The 23,079-nt window shown below is 31.0% G+C and carries 32 protein-coding genes; 30 read left to right on the forward strand and 2 right to left on the reverse strand.

The features are described from left to right. Window positions 1-695: 695 nt before the first annotated feature. From BME96_RS19140 to BME96_RS19155, 4 genes are all read left to right on the forward strand, one after another. Entirely contained in the window at window positions 696-1,547 is an 852-nt protein-coding gene (locus tag BME96_RS19140; protein WP_071650085.1) for a ParA family protein, read from the forward strand. Window positions 1,548-1,581: 34 nt separating this feature from the next. Next, window positions 1,582-1,806, forward strand: a complete 225-nt coding sequence (locus tag BME96_RS19145; RefSeq protein ID WP_071650086.1) for a hypothetical protein — start codon at window positions 1,582-1,584, stop codon at window positions 1,804-1,806. Between the two features lie 18 nt (window positions 1,807-1,824). Next, window positions 1,825-2,103, forward strand: a complete 279-nt coding sequence (locus BME96_RS19150) for a hypothetical protein (RefSeq protein ID WP_071650087.1) — start codon at window positions 1,825-1,827, stop codon at window positions 2,101-2,103. A gap of 325 nt (window positions 2,104-2,428) precedes the next feature. Beyond that, the gene (locus BME96_RS19155) at window positions 2,429-2,614 is read left to right on the forward strand and encodes a hypothetical protein (RefSeq protein WP_071650088.1); all 186 of its coding nucleotides are present in this window, start codon (window positions 2,429-2,431) and stop codon (window positions 2,612-2,614) included. A 30-nt stretch (window positions 2,615-2,644) separates the two neighbouring features. On the opposite strand, the gene BME96_RS19160 is transcribed toward BME96_RS19155, so the two are convergent. Then, entirely contained in the window at window positions 2,645-3,274 is a 630-nt protein-coding gene (locus BME96_RS19160) for a hypothetical protein (protein ID WP_071650089.1), read from the reverse strand. A 235-nt stretch (window positions 3,275-3,509) separates the two neighbouring features. Here BME96_RS19160 and BME96_RS19725 point away from each other — a divergent pair, with 235 nt between their 5' ends. The 11 genes from BME96_RS19725 to BME96_RS19200 all read left to right on the forward strand — a co-directional run bounded on the left by BME96_RS19725 (window position 3,510) and on the right by BME96_RS19200 (window position 9,288). Beyond that, on the forward strand, window positions 3,510-3,686 hold the full coding sequence (locus BME96_RS19725; protein WP_156036123.1) for a hypothetical protein: 177 nt from the start codon (window positions 3,510-3,512) through the stop codon (window positions 3,684-3,686). A 144-nt stretch (window positions 3,687-3,830) separates the two neighbouring features. Then, window positions 3,831-4,154, forward strand: coding sequence for a hypothetical protein (locus tag BME96_RS19165; RefSeq protein WP_071650090.1), 324 nt, complete (start codon window positions 3,831-3,833; stop codon window positions 4,152-4,154). Then, window positions 4,151-4,756, forward strand: a complete 606-nt coding sequence (locus BME96_RS19170; protein ID WP_071650091.1) for a hypothetical protein — start codon at window positions 4,151-4,153, stop codon at window positions 4,754-4,756. Before BME96_RS19165 ends, BME96_RS19170 begins: the two co-directional genes overlap by 4 nt. Next, window positions 4,731-4,955 (forward strand): hypothetical protein, encoded by a 225-nt coding sequence (locus tag BME96_RS19175; RefSeq protein WP_071650092.1) that lies wholly within the window; start codon window positions 4,731-4,733, stop codon window positions 4,953-4,955. Before BME96_RS19170 ends, BME96_RS19175 begins: the two co-directional genes overlap by 26 nt. Before the next feature lie 228 nt (window positions 4,956-5,183). After that, on the forward strand, window positions 5,184-6,095 hold the full coding sequence (locus BME96_RS19180) for a hypothetical protein (RefSeq protein ID WP_071650093.1): 912 nt from the start codon (window positions 5,184-5,186) through the stop codon (window positions 6,093-6,095). A gap of 656 nt (window positions 6,096-6,751) precedes the next feature. After that, window positions 6,752-6,889 carry a hypothetical protein gene (locus BME96_RS19730; RefSeq protein WP_156036128.1) on the forward strand — a complete coding sequence of 46 codons (138 nt, stop codon included), beginning with the start codon at window positions 6,752-6,754 and terminating at the stop codon, window positions 6,887-6,889. Between the two features lie 135 nt (window positions 6,890-7,024). Next, window positions 7,025-7,180 (forward strand): hypothetical protein, encoded by a 156-nt coding sequence (locus BME96_RS19735; RefSeq protein WP_156036131.1) that lies wholly within the window; start codon window positions 7,025-7,027, stop codon window positions 7,178-7,180. A 15-nt stretch (window positions 7,181-7,195) separates the two neighbouring features. Then, window positions 7,196-7,393, forward strand: a complete 198-nt coding sequence (locus BME96_RS19185) for a hypothetical protein (RefSeq protein ID WP_071650094.1) — start codon at window positions 7,196-7,198, stop codon at window positions 7,391-7,393. A gap of 52 nt (window positions 7,394-7,445) precedes the next feature. Next, the gene (locus BME96_RS19190) at window positions 7,446-7,625 is read left to right on the forward strand and encodes a hypothetical protein (RefSeq protein ID WP_071650095.1); all 180 of its coding nucleotides are present in this window, start codon (window positions 7,446-7,448) and stop codon (window positions 7,623-7,625) included. Window positions 7,626-7,953: 328 nt separating this feature from the next. Continuing rightward, window positions 7,954-8,793 carry a hypothetical protein gene (locus tag BME96_RS19195; RefSeq protein WP_071650096.1) on the forward strand — a complete coding sequence of 280 codons (840 nt, stop codon included), beginning with the start codon at window positions 7,954-7,956 and terminating at the stop codon, window positions 8,791-8,793. Window positions 8,794-9,078: 285 nt separating this feature from the next. Then, complete coding sequence (locus tag BME96_RS19200) at window positions 9,079-9,288, forward strand: hypothetical protein (RefSeq protein ID WP_071650097.1); 210 nt, start codon at window positions 9,079-9,081, stop codon at window positions 9,286-9,288. Window positions 9,289-9,307: 19 nt separating this feature from the next. Here BME96_RS19200 and BME96_RS19205 read toward each other — a convergent pair whose 3' ends face one another. Further along, window positions 9,308-9,721, reverse strand: coding sequence for a YhjD family protein (locus BME96_RS19205; protein WP_071650098.1), 414 nt, complete (start codon window positions 9,719-9,721; stop codon window positions 9,308-9,310). A gap of 301 nt (window positions 9,722-10,022) precedes the next feature. Here BME96_RS19205 and BME96_RS19210 point away from each other — a divergent pair, with 301 nt between their 5' ends. The 15 genes from BME96_RS19210 to BME96_RS19275 all read left to right on the forward strand — a co-directional run bounded on the left by BME96_RS19210 (window position 10,023) and on the right by BME96_RS19275 (window position 23,047). After that, entirely contained in the window at window positions 10,023-10,589 is a 567-nt protein-coding gene (locus BME96_RS19210; RefSeq protein WP_071650099.1) for a recombinase family protein, read from the forward strand. A 137-nt stretch (window positions 10,590-10,726) separates the two neighbouring features. After that, complete coding sequence (locus tag BME96_RS19215; protein WP_071650100.1) at window positions 10,727-11,200, forward strand: hypothetical protein; 474 nt, start codon at window positions 10,727-10,729, stop codon at window positions 11,198-11,200. 449 nt (window positions 11,201-11,649) lie between these two features. Continuing rightward, the gene (locus BME96_RS19220; RefSeq protein ID WP_071650101.1) at window positions 11,650-11,931 is read left to right on the forward strand and encodes a hypothetical protein; all 282 of its coding nucleotides are present in this window, start codon (window positions 11,650-11,652) and stop codon (window positions 11,929-11,931) included. Window positions 11,932-12,423: 492 nt separating this feature from the next. Beyond that, window positions 12,424-12,660, forward strand: coding sequence for a hypothetical protein (locus BME96_RS19225; RefSeq protein ID WP_071650102.1), 237 nt, complete (start codon window positions 12,424-12,426; stop codon window positions 12,658-12,660). Window positions 12,661-12,808: 148 nt separating this feature from the next. Then, the gene (locus tag BME96_RS19230; protein WP_071650103.1) at window positions 12,809-15,373 is read left to right on the forward strand and encodes an isopeptide-forming domain-containing fimbrial protein; all 2,565 of its coding nucleotides are present in this window, start codon (window positions 12,809-12,811) and stop codon (window positions 15,371-15,373) included. 154 nt (window positions 15,374-15,527) lie between these two features. Further along, window positions 15,528-15,884, forward strand: a complete 357-nt coding sequence (locus tag BME96_RS19235) for a hypothetical protein (protein ID WP_071650104.1) — start codon at window positions 15,528-15,530, stop codon at window positions 15,882-15,884. A gap of 26 nt (window positions 15,885-15,910) precedes the next feature. Next, window positions 15,911-16,087, forward strand: a complete 177-nt coding sequence (locus tag BME96_RS19915; protein WP_197035863.1) for a hypothetical protein — start codon at window positions 15,911-15,913, stop codon at window positions 16,085-16,087. Window positions 16,088-16,161: 74 nt separating this feature from the next. Next, window positions 16,162-16,548: a hypothetical protein gene (locus BME96_RS19240; RefSeq protein ID WP_071650105.1), complete on the forward strand. Its 387-nt coding sequence runs from the start codon at window positions 16,162-16,164 to the stop codon at window positions 16,546-16,548. Between the two features lie 19 nt (window positions 16,549-16,567). Next, window positions 16,568-17,830 carry a CpaF/VirB11 family protein gene (locus BME96_RS19245; RefSeq protein ID WP_071650106.1) on the forward strand — a complete coding sequence of 421 codons (1,263 nt, stop codon included), beginning with the start codon at window positions 16,568-16,570 and terminating at the stop codon, window positions 17,828-17,830. Between the two features lie 87 nt (window positions 17,831-17,917). Continuing rightward, window positions 17,918-18,709: a hypothetical protein gene (locus BME96_RS19250; RefSeq protein ID WP_071650120.1), complete on the forward strand. Its 792-nt coding sequence runs from the start codon at window positions 17,918-17,920 to the stop codon at window positions 18,707-18,709. Continuing rightward, on the forward strand, window positions 18,706-19,449 hold the full coding sequence (locus tag BME96_RS19255; protein WP_071650107.1) for a hypothetical protein: 744 nt from the start codon (window positions 18,706-18,708) through the stop codon (window positions 19,447-19,449). Before BME96_RS19250 ends, BME96_RS19255 begins: the two co-directional genes overlap by 4 nt. Window positions 19,450-19,467: 18 nt before the next feature. Further along, window positions 19,468-19,830 carry a DUF4320 family protein gene (locus BME96_RS19260; RefSeq protein WP_071650108.1) on the forward strand — a complete coding sequence of 121 codons (363 nt, stop codon included), beginning with the start codon at window positions 19,468-19,470 and terminating at the stop codon, window positions 19,828-19,830. 185 nt (window positions 19,831-20,015) lie between these two features. Continuing rightward, entirely contained in the window at window positions 20,016-20,276 is a 261-nt protein-coding gene (locus BME96_RS19265; protein ID WP_071650109.1) for a DUF5415 family protein, read from the forward strand. Between the two features lie 21 nt (window positions 20,277-20,297). Beyond that, a complete protein-coding gene (locus BME96_RS19270) occupies window positions 20,298-20,591 on the forward strand; it encodes a TrbC/VirB2 family protein (protein ID WP_071650110.1) in 294 nt (97 codons plus the stop codon). A gap of 71 nt (window positions 20,592-20,662) precedes the next feature. Beyond that, the gene (locus BME96_RS19275; protein ID WP_071650111.1) at window positions 20,663-23,047 is read left to right on the forward strand and encodes a hypothetical protein; all 2,385 of its coding nucleotides are present in this window, start codon (window positions 20,663-20,665) and stop codon (window positions 23,045-23,047) included. Window positions 23,048-23,079: the final 32 nt, after the last annotated feature.

Below are 23,079 nucleotides of genomic sequence, written 5' to 3' on the forward strand. Positions count from 1 at the left end.
AAGCATTCGCCAATGCATAAAGGAATGCTAGGATCATAAGAAAGGGTCGCTATATCCCCTTTTGATCCGAATGGTGACCACGACCAATCTAACTGGTGGGGGCGGTAATCCTGGGTGAAATACCCGGTGGCTCAGAACAATACTCTTAGGGAGGATTTTAGGAGTGTTCTGAGCGTGTTGAGACGAACAACACCGACTGATATAGCATGTGATAGTGGCTCCAAACTCTGATCTCCGACGGTAGCATATATTATAAGTGAAACAGCATACATACATACATATTTTAAAAGAAACATAGTCGTACTCTGGTTTATACGATTTTTTTTTAATTGTGTAAACCTAGGGTACAACTATGCTCAACACCACCTCATCAGCTCCTCTGGTAGCATTCCCGTAGTCCTCAAGTCAACTAAAAAGCCATGTTAAGTAAAGAAAATTTTATGAGATTTATAGAAAAAGGAACTTTATACTAAGCTATAAGAGATAAATAAAAATAAGTAGCATACTAAGTTATTAGAAAATGGAGGGCGTAGTCAGATTTCAGCCAGCTGGCGCAAAGGTTTTGTTTCTTAATAGAATTTCACTATACTAGTTACTAATATAAAAGTAATTAATATAGTATAATACTTGTAACTTAGTAACTAATATATTATAATACTAGTATAGCAAGTTATATATTCACTAGGAGGGATTTCATGGAGATAAAGGTATCAGAAGTTATCGAGAGATTATTTGATAAGAAAAGTTCCAGTGAAGCAATTGTTATTACTTTAGCAAATTTTAAAGGAGGTGTCGGGAAAAGCACACTAAATTCTATTTTGTCTTATTTAGCAACTGAAAAATATGGCTTGAAAGTTTTACAAATTGATAGTGATCCTCAAATGAATTTAACTAATAAAATGTATCGTACATATAAGAATGTAGATTTTCCTGCAAAGAAGACCTTTATGGATGGGATTAGGGCAGAGAATTTAAAGGATAGTATCACTTTAGTAAATGACAAACTGTCAATTATCGAAGGCGAATGGGATTTAGCTTTGCTTACGGATCACATTCATAAAAAGTTAAATGCTGATGCGGATTTTTACTTGTATGATTATTTAATTAAACCCTTAAAGAAGGAATACGACCTGATTTTTTTCGATGTTATTCCAACCACAACTTCATATACTAGTAATTGTATTGTTGCTAGTGACTATGCTGTTATGCCTACGCAAACTGAAGAAGATGCTTATGATAATACAAAGACTTATATTGATTATCTTATTACTATGAAACGTGATTATAATCCAAAGCTTGAGCTTGCAGGTATTGTACCTTATCTAGTAGCAAATGATGCAGTGGATATAAAACTTCTTAAAAAGTATCAAGAAGAGTATCCAGATATTACATTTAAAAATTTAATTAAACGTTCAGCTAGAGTTAAAACATGGGGGTTGGAAGGTATTTCAGAATACAAACCTTATGATAAACGCACTCTAGATATGTACGATATGGTGTTCCGGGAAATGATAGAAAGAATTGCTGTATTAAAAAAAGTGCTATAATATCTAAATAATATATATTAAAGGTGGAATTGTCATGAGTGGTTTTTTAGAGAGTCGCCAATCTAATAATGAACGAGATCCTTTCGCTAAAAAGAAAAAATCTCCAGAAACTAAGGTTGTTAAATTAAATGCTGATTTACATTATATTTTAAAGACTCATGTAGCATATGAGAATGATGGTACAACTATTACAGACCATATTAATAAAGCTGTTACAGAGTATGTAAAGAAAAATAATATTGATCCATTGAAAAAATAATATGGAGGTTTATATTATATGATAAATTCAGCCCACAACATCTTTTCTCAACTTACGGTTCCATTTAAAAAGCATCCAGTATTAATTATGATGATGCTGTTGACTTTGATTTTTTTTACAAAGTTAATAGTGCAATTGTTGTTATTTATTGGTTTTATATTTGTTATTGGATATACATTATATAAGGCATTTATATATTTATTTAAAATATCCTACTTGTTGATGCGTTTTACTTTGGGAACCGTTGCAGTGATCTTAGCTGTGAGTGGGCTTGTTTGGCTTATAGGTCAATTATGACATGGCGAACGGAATCTCTCGACCTATTTTGGGTTACTTTTTTAAAAATCACTAGTTACTATTTTAATAGTATAAAAGTTACTTAGTGTAAGTTATAATAGCGAATTAGTCTCTGGCTTGTTTATTACACTAATTGTTTCTGAAAAGGAGATCATGTATTACTGTAAGGTTTTAAGTGTTGAGGCTATATGTATTATGATAGTTTTATATATTTTCAGTATAACCGTAAATATTAATTATTATACATTTTAAAATAGGGTTTTATGTGATTCATAGAAAGTGTATGCTCGTATAATCCTCTTATACTATCAAGGGAGTGGGAATTATGGCTAAAAAAATGCCATTGTCTATGCCTGAAAAGCTCAAAGGTGATTTAGAGAAAATGTCAAATGAAGTAGGACTCTCTCAAAACCATTTAGCTGTTTTGGCTTTACATAGTTTGGTTAGAAACTATGAGAAAAAAGGAACATTTATATTTGCAGATCTATTGAATCCAGAACATAGGGATTAACGGTATAAAAAGTCACTCAAAAGTGACTTTTTATTTTTTATCCATCCAGCTATAGATCTTGTCTTTTATACTGTGAGTATTATCTTTTATTTCATCAAAGATTAACGATGCTAACGAAAACCATGTTAATTCTTCATTATAAGGATTGTTAGAATTAATATATTTTAAGACTCGCCTTAACTCTTTCAATTTATTCTTATCAATTTGTTGATTAAGATGGTTTTTTACATAAGCATTTACTAAATTAGTGTTTCTTACACTGGCATCCAATAGCATTGCTGTAGCTTTGGATGGAGTTACATCTAAAGCTATTGAAAGTTGATAAATCTGTTCATAAAACTCTTGAGTGAAACGTGTGGTTATTCTTTCGTTCTTATTAGATCGAAATTTATTTTGCAAAGACTCGTTTTCTAAAGAACCAATAAAAAGAGTTTTTCTAAAATAAAAATCCCTTCTAAAATATTGAGAAAGGTATTCAATTACTTTTTTATTTTGCATTCCTTTCATACAAATCATTTCTGTTACATCTTTTACTGGTATGTTTGTTATATAAGATAATCTATAGATGCAATTTTTCAACTCAGAAGAGATTGTGGGTTTTACATCTTTTTTCTTATCAGATCGTGTCTTTCTTTTATTTTTTACCTCTCCCCTATTCAAATAGACACCTCATTTCATTTTGTTCTTTAGGACACTGTCTCTATGTCCTAGGCTTAAAACTATATATATGGAGGGAAGGGAAGAGGTATGTATATTTTTTAATATTTGTTTATATTGTAATATCCCACTATAGTATACAAGTTACTTTTAAACTAGTTACTTGTATATAAGTTACTTTTATAGTATAATTATGTAAGATAATATTAACATTTATATTAGAGAGGAAGGTAACTGGATGAGAATTGAGAAGGTTATTTTTGAAAAAGGAAAGATGATGAAGCTTATAAAAAAAGACCTGTTGCTGCAAAGAATGTATAAAGATTTAGGGAAAAATGATCTAGCTTTGGAAATTCTTTTCAATAGTGAAGTTTTAGGGGATTGCATTATGGAAAATGAATATCTTTATTCCTGAACCATATGGGATTATAAGGATAAAAAGGGGGGATTAAATGATTTGGTTTGTCTTTTATATTCTAGGTGTCCTAATAGTAAGTCTAGGTATCTCTAGTATTTATATACGAACTATTGAGAAATCATAAATAAGGAGTTATAACCAATGAGTGAAGATACAATAAACAAGCTATATTTAGATGAGTTCCATAATATAAAAGGGATGGACAATGAAAGTCTAATGCTTGAAAATAAAGAAATAAAAGCAATTATTCATGATTTTTATAAAAAGGAACAGGAACATATTAATCAATTTACTGATGATGAAAAGTATAGGGAGTTAATATTCAAGTTATATCAACACTTAGGATATAAAAGTCAATTTTATAATTTTAGTATGGTAGAAAAAATTTTGCTACATTTGATACACACTTACACAGACTCGTTAGTCAATGAATTTAAAAGTGTGCTGAAAGAGGTGGAAACGTGATACACGAATTAAAAGTTCTTTATCTTTCCTATAAAGATGAAACTAATCAAGACAGAAAAGATATGATTGTTGATGAATTTATCAAGCTTTGTAGAGATAATCCTTTTTTCGCTAACCCAAGGGGAGAAGATATTTCCTATATTTTTGATTTTTTTCAACCGATAGTTCAAGACAGAAAAAGTTTAAAGAAGAATGGAACAGTTTTACTAATAAATGAAGAAGAATTTGAGAACATGAAAAGCTATTTTATTGAAAATAATTATGCATCTTCTCAGCCTAGAGAAATGGGTTGGGATGTAAGGTTTGCAGAGTTTAAGGGTGCAAAAGATATTATTTTAAAAAATGGTTCATTTCATTTAATGATATTTAATGATTATGAGAAAAGAGAATCAACTTTGATCACATTAACAAAAATTGATGATCTACATGAACAAGGGAGAAAAGAATTTATATTTGATTCTGCGGAGGACTTCTGTTCAATGTTATCTACTTATAAAAAATACCTTAGCAAAGAAAATGGTACTCTTCAGGCTATAGACTGGATTATAAAAGGGAATAATTTTAGGGGGAATATAGATGGAACGAAAAGCAAAGGTAGCTGAACATTTAACAGATGAAGAATATCGTTTGTTGTTACGAGTATATGCCGATCATAATAGCTCAATGGGATTAGAAAGAAGGAAAAATTATTCTTTATCTCACATTGTTAAAGTAGAAAGAAATATTAAAGAAAATTGCTTACATGTACATTATGAAAATGGTGATTGGTGGCACTATTGCGTTGATGGTACATGGTACTAATAGATAAACAAAAAGAATTAATCCAAGACTATATTTTGCTTCCACTTGCGCTAAAGGTTTTAAAACATGATATGAAGGTATTTGAGGACTTTTCTATGCGTAGGGTTTATTTAGGTAAGTTAGATTCGTGTGTAGAACAAATCAAAAAGTTATAGTGACCGCATATTGCAGAAGAAGCTGGTGTTAGTAAAAATACAATCTATCAAATAAAAGAGGAGGAAAGGTAGAATGGTAGAATTTTCTACAAGTGATCGATTTAAGATCAAATCTAATTTACTTAATCTTTTGCTGGAAGGTGGTAAATATAACGAAAAGATTTACATATCGGGATATACAACTAACGGATGCATGGGGTTTGCTAGATTTGCATTAGAAAGATTAACTCGATATGCGTTTAATATACAGCGCTTTCCGGGATATGAAGATCGTAATATAATACGTGCTGGTGGGAATGATAGCTTTAAATACTTTTCGGAGTGTGTTGATTTTTTCGAAAATGTTGTATCAGAAGAAGAAATAAAAATCGCTATTGAAGAAATTATAAATGTATATCATCATACACAGAAACAATTGAAAGGAAAACAAACGATAACCTGTTTTCGAGGATTACAACCTTTCGAGTACTTACAGTTTATAAAAGAGTTAGAATCAGACAGTAATCCAAAGCAAGATCTATCATATAAAGCAAACACTATCGTGTCCTTTCGGGATAATGAGCAAGGGTATTCTCACAGATTAACTATTAAAGTAAAGATTCCAGTTGAAAAGGTCTTAATGCATCATGCTTTTATTGAAACCGATAACAGAGATTCCCTTTTCGCTAAAAAAAACGACCTAGTACATGAAAATGAACTTCTGTATATAAATACAGATTCTAAAGGTATGTTTACGTTTAGTAAAGATGAAATATTAAATTTGGAAGAAATGGGAGCAAACATTCATTTCCACCGTATAAATAAGGAAAGTGAAGACCTAGCAATTGAAAATAATCATGAGTTAATTAGAACAAGCGCTTATAATGATCTTATTATGTATGATCAAACATATTGGATTTATCTAAAAGAATACAAAAAACATGTTCTTGATATGTTACCCTGGTGGATTCGTAAAAGAGCTAAAAAAGAATTAGAACTACTATAAGATGTAGTGTCAGAAAAATGCGGATTTACAACGTTAAGAATGTACTAGTACTTCTAGCTTTATTTATATCGGTTTTAAAATGATTAAACAATAAAATACGAATTAATATATTTTCAACAAGCCTTTTTAATATAAAGGTTTGTTTTTTTTGCTTTTCTGTGCTTGAAAATATAGCTATAAGTCTAGAACACTGTCTCAATGTCCTAGATTTATAGTAAAGGGGGAGAGAGGTGTGTATACTGTTTTGCTAGATTGTCCATACTTGTTAAAAAAGTTATTGGAGGATTCAAAAAATGAAATTAACAAAAGAAGAAGCAAAGGTTTTGGCTAAGAAAGGTATTATAAATAGTAAGAAATATGGTATTCCTTTAAAAAAGAAGAAAAAGTAATACATTTATATATGGAGCTACATGAGAGGGTATTCGATCCCTCTCTTTTTTTCTGTTAACAAATATATTAGTTACTAGTTACCAGTTACTTGTATATTAGTAACTAAAATGATATAATTATCATAACAAAGAAAGCTTAAGAAAGGGCGTTAGAAAGTCTAGCTGGGGAACAAAAAATAATTTATGGTATATGGAAAGGATTGAATTAATCTGAAAAAGAATGACTTAGTTGATACTATTGAAAAAATAATATATGAGCATTCAAGAATGGAAGATATGCTTTTAAGATTTGTTATGCAAGAAGGGTACAATGATTTAACGGTAGGCTGGAAAAAAAAGATGAAGGTAGACCCCGGTTTTAGTACAATGAATATGCTTGAAGAGCTATTAAGAAAAATGTCGTGACGAGGTGTCATTTTTTATAAATGTAATATAAGTATTGAGGTATTAACTTTCTAAAGCGCATCCTAAGTTATTTTTTTGTATGATAAACTTATATATAAGTTACTTGTTACTGCACAATATAAAGGGGGAGTTTTAATGAATAAGGTGTTCTATGCTTTCCTAGTGATACTTGTAGGTATCTTACTCTACTCTGGGTATGGGATAGGGAGCTTGTCAATTTACGGTATAGGTATTTCAATTATTTCAGTCGCTTTGCTAACCATTGAATTTAAAATAAGAGATAGATATTAAGTTTAGGAGGTTATCATGGCTAATAAAAAAAATAGGGAACTATTTTCACTTATAGATGAACTACATGAACATAAAGAAGAATTAGAATACCATGCAATTGGAAGAAGGCGCTCTGATAGATTAAATAAGATTGAAGAAAATGCTACCAAAATAGAGAAGATTGCTATTGAAATACAAAAGCAAGTTTCTACCATGCGTAGAAAGCAACCATGAAACACAATGTATAGTATGTTCACAAAAAAATTCAAGGTAAAGGAGATGCAAAATGATTACTAAAGAAAAACATGAAGTGGCAAATTTATTACAAAATTTATCTAATGCTGTGAGCGACAGAGAAGGTGACAACGAGATACATCAAGATAATGATAATTACATTAACGGGGTTATTAAAGCTATTCCTAAAATAGAAAAGGCACTTAATGAACTAAAATTATATTTCGAGTAAATTATGAAACAAAATGTATAATAATTACATAGAAACATATTAAGTTTAAAAGGGTTTGCGAGATAAATTACGCAAACCCTTTCTTGTATGTGCAGGATTATTTTCTGAAATACCTCAATAAGCCAGCTATGCATAAAAAAATTAAAGCAAAGCTCCCAATAAAGCCAAGTAGCATAAATAATGTGAAATCCAAGGTTTATCACTCCTTTATATTATTGTAACCTATTTTTTTCAAAAATAGAATATAGTACAAAATTACCATCTTTTGGAATTAGGTTGCAATTGCACATACAAAATATTACAATTATTTTAAAAGGAGGTAATATTTGTGAAAAAGTTTTTTGTTTTACTAGGTGTTTTGTTTTTAACTTTAAGTGGAGCTATTAGTGCTTCGGCAGCAGATTCTGTTACTAATGGCAGAACAGTTGGAGGTCAATATGTATCATACTCACATTTCCTTAGTTATATGGATGTTAAATGTGGTATGAATACTCAGGCGCATTATCATGCGGATGCTACAAATCTTGATAAGATGAGTGTGAATTGGAAAGTCTATGATGTGATGACTGGAGCAGTTGCGGATCAAGGTGGGCTATCTTATTCAAATAGAGGTACACTTCGCGACTCATCAAGATCTTATTTGGCAATAGAAAGGTCTAATGCAAACTACAAATTTAGTAATAATGGCTCTAGCTGGACACCGGGAAGCAATGTATATCATTGCTGGAATAGAAGTGCAGCAAAAGCAAATGAGACAAGCCAGTCTACAGATCGAGATAAATTAAGAGAGATGTATTATGATTTAAATCAAACATCTAAATCATTACAGTCAAACAATGATGTGACTAGTGAAGTAAAGCAAATATTAGAGAATCAATTAAAAGATAATGCTACAGATGTAACAGACTTCAAATTCAAAAATGGTAACGTTGTCAATTTCTCTGATTTTAAAATTTCTAATTTAGCAGCAGCAAATGACAAAAAAATAGTTGCTGATGAAGTGGAATTTGAGAACCCTGAGAATAGTAACGCAACAATAATTGAGGTAGAAATACCGGAAAGTGTATATAAAGATAACAAGGAATATAAACTAACAGGTTATGTTGTATTTATAGCTAGTGAAGAAGAAACAATAGACTCAGGTTTATATTTAGATTTAGTAAAGTAAATAGAGATTATAATATTTTATATTGTGTGTCTCATAAGAAGGTTAAAACCCTTCTTTTTTTTTTGCGAAAAAAGCATTAAAGATATTCACCAATGCTAAAGAGTAAATAATTTATTATTATTGTACAATAAAAAAAGTAACAAATATATTAGTAACTAAAAAAATATCGATAAAAGTGTATACAAACGTATACATGTATACACAAATGTATACGAATTTCGGTTTATTGTAGGATGAAATTCACAATGGTATAGTATTAATAATATAAGATTAGGAGGGGAAACCTTGGCAGCAACTTTTCGTATTGGAAAGATAGAAGATTATGCTTCTAATTTAAGAATTCGTATTACAGTTATGAAAAATCAACTGAAAGATAAGGATTTTGAAAGCAAAAAAGAATTTATTTTGGGCGAGATTAAAGCAACTGAATTGATTTTGGAGGAAATTATAAATGAATTTGGTTTAAAAACTTCTGAAGATGACTATAAAAAATAACGTTAATAAAATTACTTATTCAACCAAGATCCAGATCTGGTGGAAGAGCATTTATCATTTTCCATTTTCTCTCTCTCTTTTTTAAAGGCTGGATCTTTTCATCATATAAGTATTGGAGAATAGTGTTTGTGGTGAGTTGTTTTAATTGGTTTGAAGTAAAATAGAGAACTTTATATTGTTGGCCAGTCATAACCTTATATGACTTTATGTCATTTTTGTAAGGATTTTGGACTATAGTTTTGTGGAAACTGTGTAAATTTTTTTTAGCCATTACTAAATCATTTTTCATTTTCTCTAATATAGCTTCCATCAAATCTAAATAAACATTACTAGCGTATAAATCTTCAACAAAGACTTTTTCACGACTAATAACCTTTGTAGCCAGAGGAATGGTAATTATAAGGGTAATTAATTCATTTTTTTCTTCGACCATAATTTATCACGCTTTCAACAAATTTAATAGATATAAATTTTTAACGTAATTCTAACATATTTTATAGAACATAAGGAAAAAACTAATAAATAAAAATACCTCGCTATAGATATGAGTGAGGTTTCTTTTATTTCTATTACTATCTAGGTATATGTTGAGACATCATAATTTTTCCTTTTAACAAAACATCTTATTAAAATAGTAGTCAAAACTTAAAGGTATTGATTATAAAACTTGCAAGCAGTAAAATTAGTATCTGCAAGGGTGTCATAACTAATGTTCAAAAATAGGAGGGATGAAATTGAGATATGGGTATGCTAGAGTCTCAACTTTTCATCAAGATCTACAATCTCAAATAAAAGAGTTGGAAAAAGAAAGGTGCGAGGAAATTTACTGTGATAAATTTACTGGAACTAAAAAAGAAAGGCCTGAGTTTCAAAAACTATTAGCGGTGCTAGGTAAGGGAGATACTTTAGTTGTTACTAAGTTAGATCGCTTTGCTAGATCATCTTTGGACGGAATTAATATTATAAAAGAACTTTTTGAAAAAGGAATAAAAGTCCATGTATTAAATATGGGAATGGTTGAAGATACACCAACTGGAAGATTAATTTTTAATATTATGATGGCTTTTGCAGAGTTTGAAAGAGATATGATCGTAGAGCGTACTCAGGAAGGAAAAGCAATGGCAAAACAACGTGAAGGCTTCAGAGAAGGTAGACCAAAGAAGTATTCAAATAAACAAAGGAAACATGCTGTTTCTCTTTTGGAAAACTATACTTACAAAGAAGTGGAAGAAATGACTGGTATATCTGTAAGTACATTAATTCGTGAAAAAAGAAAACATATAGTTGCAGAAATAGGATAATTAGGCTAGACTTAAAACAGAACAAATGTTTGGTTTTTATTTAAAGTATATTTTGTTTTTTAAGAAATTGATTATTGAAATATATTATGATATATTGTTCAAAAATAATGTACAATAATAAAAGGGAGTGAATAGTTTTGTTACAAAACAAGAAGAAAATAATAGGGCTACTTGCTGGTTTAAGTATCATAGCAGTAGGGTGTGGTGTTAATAGCGAAAATGAGTCTAAAGTATTAGAAGAAGGTAAAGTTTATGATGGAAAAAATGCTACGCATGAGATAATAGAGGTGGAATCAGGATCGAATTGGACTGTCAAAAGTGACAAGAAGGATGATAGTAATTACAGTGTTGTAACTGTAGATGATACAGGCGAAGAAATAGCCGGATATCACGTCATTAACATTAAAGCTGAAGAGGTAAATGGTGATATTGAAAGCTCGTTTGCGAAAAGAGAAGGAAGAGATTTTATCATAGTTAGTGATGAAGAAAGTGTTTATTTTAGATCCGTTGCAGAAGAAAACAAGAGTGAGATAGAAGAAGCACTGAAAAATACAGATAATCCAGATCAGCATGTGAAGGATATATCTAACTATATTTTTAATGAGTCTTAAGAATCATTAAATTTTACAATATGACTAAAGTCTGTTAATCTTTCAATATTCATTAATTCCTAAAATTTAACAAAATACGACACAAAAAAAGATTGACTGTTCAATAAATGTGTGCAATAATTATGTATATAAATAGAAAGAGTGGATGTAAAAGAACGCCAATTCTTTTACATTCATAGCAAAAACAAGAGCCTGTTTATGCTACTTTTACTCTCTCTAATAGTTGCTATGCAACTAGGGATATTATACTAAAGAAGAGACTCATTTGCGAATAATACATAGAATATACTTTTTGCCTTAGCTTTAAGTGTATATTTTTTTTGCAATGTGAAATAAAGTTTCACTCTTTTCTTAATTGTATGTTCTTAGATGTTTGCAGCTAATTAGAAGGTGGTAGCCAAAAGGTTATCGCCTTTTTATATTCAAAAATATTGAAAGGGGTTTTACTATTGAGTAGTGCAGTTGATAACTCATTTGCAGGATGGACTGAATATGATGTTAAAGAAAAGTGTTGGCAAATCTTTACTTTGGGTGGAGAAACGTATGTTAAAAAGGATTTTAGAGGGAATTTCATCCATACAGGTACAGGGAAAGAATTAACTCTCAACCAGCTATTCCCTCAAATAAGAAACTGTACAGATGCAGCTGGATACATTATTGCCAGAAGAAAAAGACGAGGGTCACCTTTATGGCAGCAGAAGAACAAACGTAAACTTAGAATGCCTATTTAACCTTGTATATTCTTTTAATTTGCAAATAATCCATTGCAAAAATGTTTAATTATTGGATATTTGTAACGCTCTTTGACAATTTAATACTGGTAACGTGCTGCATCTGTAACCTTCGCAGATGTTTCCTGAGTGGTTCTCAGGAGCATAGGATGAAAAAGACAATAGAAGGTGTCTTTGTTTTAGTAGCAACACCGTAGAAATTACGGTTGTACTAAAGGTTCCTGATAATCCGAAATCAGATTCAGTTAGAAAGTCTTTGCCATGACCATAGACCACTCAACCAAGTGGTTAATTATTGACGAAGCAAAGTGCTATTGCCAAGATCCTTTACGGGGAGCAATACTTCTAACGAGGTGGCAACTCAAGGCCTGAACGTTGCATAAAAAAAGACATATTTTAAAGAAAAGTTTATTTGCAAATTAAAGAAATATACAATCAAGGTGAAATATAGATTTTCTAATCTTATAGATTAGAGTAAAAGGAGTAATATTTATGTGGTATTGTACTATTAGTTTTGTCTCTGGAAAAAAAGAAAATGTAATATTTCCTAATGTGGATGAAGCAAATCAACTTTTTAATGCTTTCCCCAATGCGGAAGAAGTAAATCAACCTTTTAATGCTAAGAGTAATTTGGTACTTTGTAATAACAATGGGAAAAGGCTATTAATTAATTTTAAAAATGTTGAAATGGTTAGCGAGCCAAAAGAATACAAAGAGAAGACTATATAAAAAGAGTAATCAATAATTATTTATTGATTACTCTTTTTTTTTAGGGAAAGAAATAATTCTCTATGTAAAGGAGGTAATATTTTGCGAATTAGAAGCCCTACGGTACTTATTTATTTTTGTAATAAATAAGCGAAAGGATTCGTTTTTTATGAAAAAAAATCTAGGAAGCTCAAAAATTTTCCTTATTTCCTTGTTAGTTTTTCTATCACTCTTTTTGTTCCAGACAAATACATCGGCTATGGTTGATAAAGTAAAAGTTGTTAATAAGGACATGAGAATATCAGCAAAGTACAAGTTTATTGCCCAATTTAACAAAAGCAAGACAACTGTTGTTCCGTTTGGTTTGAAATCAACAAATACGTTAAGCAAATCTGGAAAAACACCATATGTGTCATTTAACCCCAAAAATAACAATTCACTTAAAGGTAAATTTGGAGTGATTTATAAAAACATTGGGAGATATAATGATAAAGAAATAGATTTAAAAATTACCGTTCTTGATTGGAAAAAATACTTAAAGAATGATTCTGGAAAGATTTCCTTTCAACTAAATAATATTGGGGAAAACAACCAAGGGTATTATTATGTAGACCAAAAATGGGAGTTCTATGAAAGTGGTACAAACAAAAAAGTAAAGATCAACGGTTACATGACTGTCAATGATATTGATTCTTTACAGAGTATTAGTTTCAATAGAGAAACCTCACAGGGGATTAAAAATATCTTAATAGATGAATCTGCAAAAGAGTTCTTATCTTTTTCCAACAAAAACGGAGAGCTAGCAATTTACGAGGATAATTATATTTTAACTGCCAATGATGAATTGCGAGCTATGGCCACAATATTATACGAAGGGTTAGATACTCTTAGGTTTAAATGGGAAAGGGATTTTGATAGAAGTAGAACAAATGCTAACACTATTTATGACCCGGCAATTTCTGATGGCGAATATTTCGGTTATATAGCAAAAAAACCAGCAAAGACTCAACTTATAGATCCTTCTAAAACCGTTGAAAACAATGGAAAAGAATCCCAAAGTTTAAATGTGCAAAAAAATAAAACCTTTTCTTTTAACTTATACCACCAAGTCCCTGATGAATGGTCAAATTTTTACTATGATAATTATTTAATAGAGGACAATATAGATAAACGTTTGTCTATTGAATCAATAAAGGTGGTTAATGAAGAAGATAAAGATGTTACTAATTACTTTATCAATCAAACTAAGGATAATTATGTCAAACTAGTAGCTAAATCTACAGCTCTAAAAAAAAGTTACTTTTATAACCATACTTATAAGGTAATTGTTAATGTTAGAGTGAAAGACTCTGATACATTAACCAAAGATGTTAGGAATGGTAGAGTTACTTTTAATAACATTTATTCGGTTAAATCTGACAATGTAACTAAATCATCTAATAGGGTGGCAGCTATATTAAACCAAAGGGAAATAAATGTTTTGCATATTGATAAAATAAATGAAGATATTTTAAAAAGTACAACTAGTACACTGTTTGATGGAGATTTTTACTCTTATTCATCAAGAAGTGATTTGAAACAGGGAAAATACTCATATATTGCCACACCTGAAGAAACGAAAAAAGGAAATGTGGATGGAAAAGATATAAAATTACAATTCTATTATCAGTTGCCTTTACTAGATATAAATATGAGGCAAGTTAAAATATTTACAGATAATCATGATCAAGGGCTGCCAGTGAGATTAGAATTAGAAAAGATTTTTCCATATGGAGAAGATATTCCCGATTTAACAGAAAAAAAAGTAAAAATATCTTTGTTTGAAAAAAATGTTGATAAGGCTTTGGTATCTAAAGAATATACTTTGGCATCTATACCTGAAAAGTTAAAAGATTGGACTATATCAAAAGATCACCTAGAGGTAAATACACATAAAAATTATGTTATTAAAATTCTAGGAATAGACAATAAGTATGTAGTGTCAACGTATCCAGAAATAAATACAGATGGATATACTTCGTCTGAAAAAGAATTTTCAATAGAGGATTCGAAAACATTTTCATACAGTGGTGTAGTAATGACCGAAAGAACAATTAATCAAGATATGATAAAGCATTATGAAAAAGTAAATTTTGAAAACGCCCCCCTTAAACAACAAAAAACAGGTTATGGGTTTGAGATTAATTTAGATATCGGATATACAAATGATTTGTTAATTGAACCAAATATAGAAATGTTCACTATGGTAAATAGTGAATTAATAGACAATTATTTAAACTATCCTTCAGAAGGTGGTTACACAAAAATACCCCTTGATAAGGTGACTAGCAGCCAATCTAATAATGGAAAAGACAATTCTTACAAATTTAAGTTGCCAAATGTAAATGTAGAGAAAGAAACTGGAAATCTATTCACTGACAAACAAGTAGAGAATGAAGATGCAAAGATTATATATGGTACAAAACATGGGGGAAGGAAGCTGTATGTTCCAATCTGGGGCAAGTTGAAAGATTATGATATCTATTTAGAACCAACAAAGCCTATAGGTATCAATGATATAATCTTTAAAGCAGAAAAAAGTCTTAATGTATATGCATATATGTTTGCAACTATTGGATCAGAAACAATAAGTCAAGATGAGGTTTTAGTGGAACCAGTAAATAAGGATAATCCTTTTCCTGAGGGGATTCCAAAAGGATGGAGTCAGAGTGATGTGGATTGGTTGAAAAAATAATGAAAAGCAAAAAGTAATGATTTTACTTTTTGCTTTTTTTGTTTGATTAAATATTGGAAAGGAATGAGCGATGCGAAAAAATTATATATATTGCACAATCGATGGTTCCCTCCATAAAGGGCTACCTATCAAGCCAAAAGAGAGGTGGTGAGAAATGGTTGTATTATCATATGATTCTGCAAAACGATCCCTATTAGTTATGGCGTTATATTTAGTAATTACATCTTTAATTATCAAAGGTCTGGGTTTCGTAATTGAATTAAATCTTGCACAAGCATTTTCTTCGTTAGGCTCTATAACAAACATTGCTGATTTTAATTTAGATTTACCTAAGTTTGACATAAGTACATTAAGCTTTGAAAGTGCAAAAAGTTTCATATTAGATAAGCTTAATGAGCTTGTTCAAATGTTGTTACCCGCAGCACTCGGAGTTGTGAATATTACTTCTTTAAGTGGTTCTGCCCCAACAATACTCCATATGGATAAAACTATGATGGTGGTTAAGGTATAAAATTTCTATGGAAAGGAAGTGAAAAAATGTTAGATCAAAATACTGACCGTAGCTGGTGGATGATTGGTTCAATCGTTGTCGGAGGTATAGTTATAGCAGCAGCAAAAGTTGCTTTCCCTGAAGTTTTTGACTCTGTTATCGGCTTCTTTAAGAGTATGATTCCTACAGAGTTAGGAATCGTTAGCTTTTTGAAATTTTGGTAAGTAAATGAATATGGAATGTGTATTTAAACAAGATGCACGTTCCTCTTTTTTTCTAAGGAAGAAAGGAGCTTAATATGTTACGGGATTATGCTTCGTTAATTTGGATTATGTTTATTGGTATTTTCGTTATGGTTTTACTTGGAATCTTTTATCGAATTGGATATACACAAGATGCAACCACACTGGGGTTAACTGAAACAGTACGGACTTCAGTCATTGCAAATGCAGATTACAGTTCACGTTTAGAGCAAGGACAGCTATTTATATTGAAGGAAAATTTTGAAAAGGAATTTAAGGAGAAAATCACTGTAAATAATAATGTAAAACTAAGTGAAAATGCAGACTTTGAATTTGAATACCTTGAAAATAAAAATGGTTCTACTAAAGCTATCAGAGTGTCGATAGTGGATGAAGATACGACATATCAGGCAACTTATAAAGTAGATATTTCAGATTCATAGTTTAGAAATGAGGATGAGAATGTCAACCAAAGCTCCTATAAAACCAGAGGTTCTTAAAAATGTACAAGATGATTTAATTCAAACCCATGCAGAATTAATTGTACAGGGGTTACTTGATAATAATGCCAGAGAAAAGCTAAAGTACATTGTTATAAAAGAACACAGCCACGTTGTAAAGGGTAATGAAGAATTAGCAGACTATATTGTTCAAGAAACAGTTGGAACAGGGATAATTGAAGAAATTATAAAGGATGAGAGCATTACAGATATAGGGTATAACGGAACAGATTTAATTGTAGAGAGTAACGATGTAAAAAAAATATACAAAGGTACTCCCGCAATAACTGAAGACTATATTGTAAGGATTATTCAAAAGTTTGCTAATGCTGATGGAAAAGATTTCACACCGAAACATCCTATTTTAGATACAGTCTTTGAGAATATCCGTATTAATGCTGTCCATAAGGTAAATTCTCCATATGGAACTACTATGTCCATGCGTGTTTCAAGACCAAGACTAGCATTGAATAAGAAAAACTTTAATCACTTTGCACCTGAATATATGTATGACTTTTTCAAAACTATAACAGCTGCACAATCCAACATTGCTATCTCCGGGGAAACAGGAACAGGAAAGACTGAATTTCAAAAGTTGTTAATGTCCTTTATTCCCTTTGAACAAAAACTAGCATTGATCGAGGATGTTAAAGAATCACATGTGAAAGAAATGTTTAAAGATAAGGACATTATTTCTTGGATCACTGGAAATGGTATAGAAATTACTGATTTAATTAAAGCTGGGCTAAGAAACAATCCACGTTGGATCATAATTTCAGAAACTCGTTCAAAAGAAGCATATGAAATGATTCAAGCTGTTTTATCAGGACACCACATCATAACAACACTTCATGCTGTAAATGCAAGAGCAATTCCAAAAAGATTCGTAAATATGGCCAAAATCGGTTATAACGTATCAGAGGATACATTAGAAGGAGATATAAGAAGGTACTTTGACTTTGGAATTCATATTAAGAGAATTACTTATAAGGGTTCTACTCTCCGGTATCTTGCAGAAGTAGTTGAGTTTAATGAGGATAAAGACGTTACTATTTTTGAACAGAAGTTTGATGATGGGAAATTTAATTGCAAGACAAATGAGTTATCAGAAGCATTTAAAGAAAGATTAAAAGAAACAAATATTCCTTTTGTTTTCCCTGAAAACAAAGAACACCAGAGGTTAGCACCCTCCAAAAAGGTTGAAATCGTAGAACAAAAATATTAGTTGGATAACATATTTTGAAAAAGGGGGGGTAAAGTGCAGGTTGTATCCAGTAGAAACATAAAATCTTTAAATACTAAAAAGAACAAGATGCTTAACGTAGATGAATTAAATGCTTATAAAGTGTCATATGGAAGACCTTTAAAGGTAAAAGATTACGTTTATTATGTCGGACTTCCAGCCTTAGTGTTTGGCATTTTCTCATTTATAGTGCTTTATTATTGGTGGCTGTCTTTAATTATGTTTGTAATAGGAGCAATATATGGTATTAAGGTATTTTTGCCGAAAAACATTGAAAAAAATTATCAGACTAAATCTTTTCGGCAAAGGAACAAGTTTGTTAATAACATGACACAAATACTAACCGATGAATCAAAGACTGTGACGAAAGCTTTAGCAACAGCAACAACAAGGGCAAATGGTGAATTTAAAGATGATTTAAATATTTTACAAGCCAAATTAGTCGGTGCGGATAATCAACAAATCAAGGAAGGTTTCAAATGGCTGTTAAGCAAGTATGACGATGATGTTATATTTGTGCAATACATGGAACAACTAGAGACTGCGATGCTTGAAGGGAGGGCTAATACAGATACTTTAAAAGATATCAAAACATATCATAACGAAATAAAAGAGAAGCAAGATGAATATGAGAGGAAAAAGCAAGGCCATCTTAAAGATATGAAAATGCTCTGTTTTGTTGTTTTAGTATTTATTTTATCTGTCAGCTTTAGCTTTGGTTTCAATACCTATGTAAATGATTTTGCACACCATCCGACTGGTTGGGTGTCTTGTGGAGTATATTTATTGCTTATGGGGCAATTCTTCCGGAAATTCTCAACCTATTTGTTTGACGATAGTATTATGGAGGTGAAACTGTGAGAGTTGTTAATCAAGGTGAAAAGAAAAATAAGTTTATTCGTGTATTTGCTGAAAAAAACTTATACCCAATTCTAGAGGAAATGGGAAATACTAAGAAGATGATTGATAAGTACCAAAAAAAGAGGATTAAACAATCCATCTTGCTTGGTACTTTTCTTTTGTTCTTAGGGCTGTTTATTTCTAGCTATTTTTATATTGCTGCGTTAATTCTCAGTTTTGCTTTCTATAAATACAAATACAAAAGTATTATATCGCAATATACAGGATGGAAGTTTCAACGTCATTTACAGTTTTCTAAATTCACCCGACTTTTAATTCCATATCTTAAACAGAATAAAGGTGAAACATCTTTATACTCAATCTTTAACAAGATACTACAAAGAACAGAAAATCAAGAGGACAAAAATTCATTGTATAAGTTGATGACAGAAATGAGCAATAAACCTAACGATATTCAACCATTTATAGACTATGCCAATAGGTCTTCAGGAACCGATATGTCCGTTTTGTTTATGAGTACCATATTTGATTATCAACAAAGTTCATTTGATACATCTGTTATTGATGAATTAGGAAAGATAGCCAGTAAAGAATTAATCCATGGTATTGATGAAATTATTAACTTTAAACTAAGGAGATTTGTATTTTTTCCTACAAAAGTAGTAATGTCTTCATTCGTGATTGTCCTTGGCTTTGCTATTGCTGTTCTCTTAGCCAATTTACCCGATATGCAATTTTAAAAGAAGGGGGGGGCTTGAGTGCAAGAGGGAACAATTATGGAGCTTGTAAAATGGTTCATCGGATTGTTTTTAATAATGATGATTGTTGCATTGGCTGTATTTTTATTTCAAATGGGGGATGTAAATACGTTTAAGCAGCAAGTGAATTATCAAATAGAAAGAAATGGTGGTCTTACACAAGAGGCAATGGCCAGTATTAATGATTATTCTGAAAGGCATTTTAACGGTAGGTTCACTGTCGAAAGTGACTTGTTAAATACAAGGGTTAATTACGGTGATACTGTGGACTACAAAGTTAATGGAGTATTCGAGATCGTTATTTTCGCTATTCCAGATGTTAAAATGCAGTTTGCTGGAACAGGAGTGTCGCAAGTTAGGTAATAAACGGAGGGAGTTTGATGTTAGAAAATAATATATTTAGATTATTGATGTTTATAGGTGCTGTTGTGTTAGTTGGGATAGGCATTAATATGTCTATTGAACATTACCCCGAAATTAAAAGTTTAATAGTTAGTTACTTTAATAATAGAGTACAAAAATATTAGTTTAGGAAAGTAGGTAAAAGAATGGCGGGAAAACGAAAAGAAAATCCAGTTAAGGAAGCAGTAGAAAAAATTCTGAAAAAAAATGGTCATAACTACAATGACTGGAAGAAAGAAGTCATTAATAAACGGAAATTAGAAGTAATGTCCGGTGAAGACAAAGAATGGACTGAAAGCACAGTTCAGGAAGCTTCCTTTGAACTCATTATGGAAGAAATCAATAAGGAACCTAGAGACAATCAGGAATCATCATCATTCAAAGGCAAATTTGAAAAACAAAACTAAAAATAGAAAGAGGTAAAAGAAATGAATATAATCAATTCAATTACAAATACATTAAAAGGTGCAACCTCAAACCTTAGCTATAATGACCTGTTCTCTAATGTTGAGAGTGCTGTATCTACCTTCACAGGAAAATTACAGGGTATATCACTAACGGTTATTATTGCATGTCTTGCTATAACGGGTTTGATGTTTATATTTGGAGAAGGCCCATCTCGTGCAGCTAAAAAATGGCTAATCTACATTATTGTTGGTGCTGTAATTATCTTTGGTGCTTCAACCTTTGGAACAACTATACAAGATATTTCAGGATTTTAATTAATAAACATATGCTTTAGCAAAAGGGGGATTGTTCCCCCTTTTCTTTATTATTAGAAGGGAGATTTAAAATGTATAGAATATCATTTACAGATATTGACCGTTCTTTACTAAAGGCTAACAAAGCTTTGAAGTCAAAGAAGGGGCACTCTTTACTTGAAGCTGAAACAAATTTAAATGCAGCCAAGAAATCGCTGATAGATACCGTAACTTTAACAATCGTACTAACCGATGTTGAGAAGGGACTGGACTACATTTTCGATAATGTAAAGGTCTATGATGTTTCACCAGGTCTAATGCAAATTCTAGAAAGTGAAATTACAACTTCCGGGCATGAAGATGCTCATAGGTTAATAAATGATATCGAAAAGAGTTATCAGGAAGAAATCAATTCGCAAAATAGTAGAGTTAGCAAAAGAAACAAAGGAATTAGACTTTTTAACTCAAAAAAAGGTAAAAATGGGGATAGTGAAAAAAACAATATAACAGAAGAAGATGATTTTAAAGAAATTGAACAAGTTGGTAGGTCTGAGGAAGGAGATTTTGAAGAAATTAAATCTCTTTCTGAATTTAGTGAAATAGAAAATGAAGATATTCAAGATTTACCAGACCAAGAACCAGAAAAAACGGATTATCAATTTGTGGATTTAAGTCAGCATGATGAAGAAAATGTTCCCGAAGAACAAACATATTTACCTCAATTTGAAGAAGAAGATGAAGAACAAGTGAATCATTATGTTAATAATAACTTTCCAGAAGAGGAATCAGTTGAAATAGAAGAAGACTTTGTTATGGAAGAAGAGTCAGCCAGTGATAACAGTGAAAATAACAAAGATCTAAAACATGAGAGAGTAGTGTTTCCGGCATATAATAACTATTTAGATTTGACGGGAGTAGATAGCACTATATCAAGGTTTACAGAGAGATTTGAAAAAGATCATTTAGTAAAGTTTTTAGGATTGAGCGCTTTGTCATCCGATGCAGTTCTTACGGATCTTGATGCAGTTAAACTTAATTATGCAATTAACGCGTTGGATGAGTCAGAATTTATTCTCCTGAAAGATTATTTCCATAATAGTATCGAGAATATTAAAGATAAAACACAAACACAACTAACACAAGTGTATGAGAAAGCTATGATGTTTGATTATGAAGAAGAAGCAAATCAAACTTTACAAGAAGAATTCTCTTCTATACTGAAAAAAAGTGAAAATACCCTAAGTGATTATGAAAATCAACAGGAACAGGAGTACATTTTAAAGCTTGATAAGTTTGAGCATGAACAGGAAATAGCTTTAGAAGAATTTAAACGAAAACAAGCTTTGGAGAGATCTTCATATGTTCAGGATCTGGATAACAAAAAAGCTAATCGTATATCAGTATTTAAAGATGATTTGCAAAATAATTTAACTCAAAAGAAAGAAGATATGGTTGATAGTAAAATGTTTGAGCTGAAGTATCAGTCAATTAATGAACTTACAGAAACCAAACGTCTTGCAATAAGAAATTTTGAAAATCAACTGGATAATGCAATGGATGATGTTTGGGATAAACTTCAGGAATCACTAAAGAAACTGAAGGAAGATATTCAAGAACGGATTCCAGCATGGAAAGATGAAATAAAAGAAAAACATAAAAGTGAAGCTGCCAAACGAGAGGAAGCACGTAAGGAAAGAGAGCTTGAACTTGAAAGAGAAAGGATTGAATTGCAAAGAAGACAGTTGGAAAAAGGAGATCAAGACGAGAAAAAAGAAAAAGAAACAATAACTGATTTTGAAAGAAAAATGGAAGCCTATACTGACAAAATAACAAATATAGTCTCTCAATCACAGGTTTCCCAACATCCTATGATGTATAGTATTCCACAGCCAAGTCAACAAGATAATAAATCCCAAAATAATTCAAATAAAATTATTGCTATAGGGGTTACCGCAGCACTACTTATTGGTGGGGGAACTATCGTTGGAAAATCATTAGTAGCTGCCGATGTGGAACCAGCCAAAGCCCAATCGCAAATACAGTATGAAGAGCTTGCATCAAGTATTAGCTCACTGGAAGAAAAATTTAATTTAAACGAAGTTTCTGTTCCAAAAGAAAATGAGAAGAGTCTGGAAGATTTAATTGATGAAAAAGCCTATGGTCAAGCGCTCAAAAAATTTAATGATAAGGATAGCTTGAATGCAATAGAAACAGCCATATTCAATGAAAAGGACTTAAAAGCATTAAACTCATTTAATGAAACCAATAAATCTATGTTTGGAGAACTCGATGCTGCAATACTTTCAGGAGATTCTGAAAAAGTTGTTGGTATCTATAATGAACTAACAGAAGATGAACAAAAGGCTCTTACAGATGATAGGAAGGAAAAAATCGCTTTCCTTCTTTATCAATCAGGGGAAACTGAAGTTGCTGAGAAAATAGCTGGTGAAAGTAAAGAAGAAAAGACCTCAAAGTAGCCCAAATTCTATCAGTAATGCAAAAAGGAGTA

It is taken from the genome of Virgibacillus halodenitrificans (assembly GCF_001878675.1).
Lineage (GTDB): Bacteria > Bacillota > Bacilli > Bacillales > Amphibacillaceae > Virgibacillus_Q > Virgibacillus_Q halodenitrificans.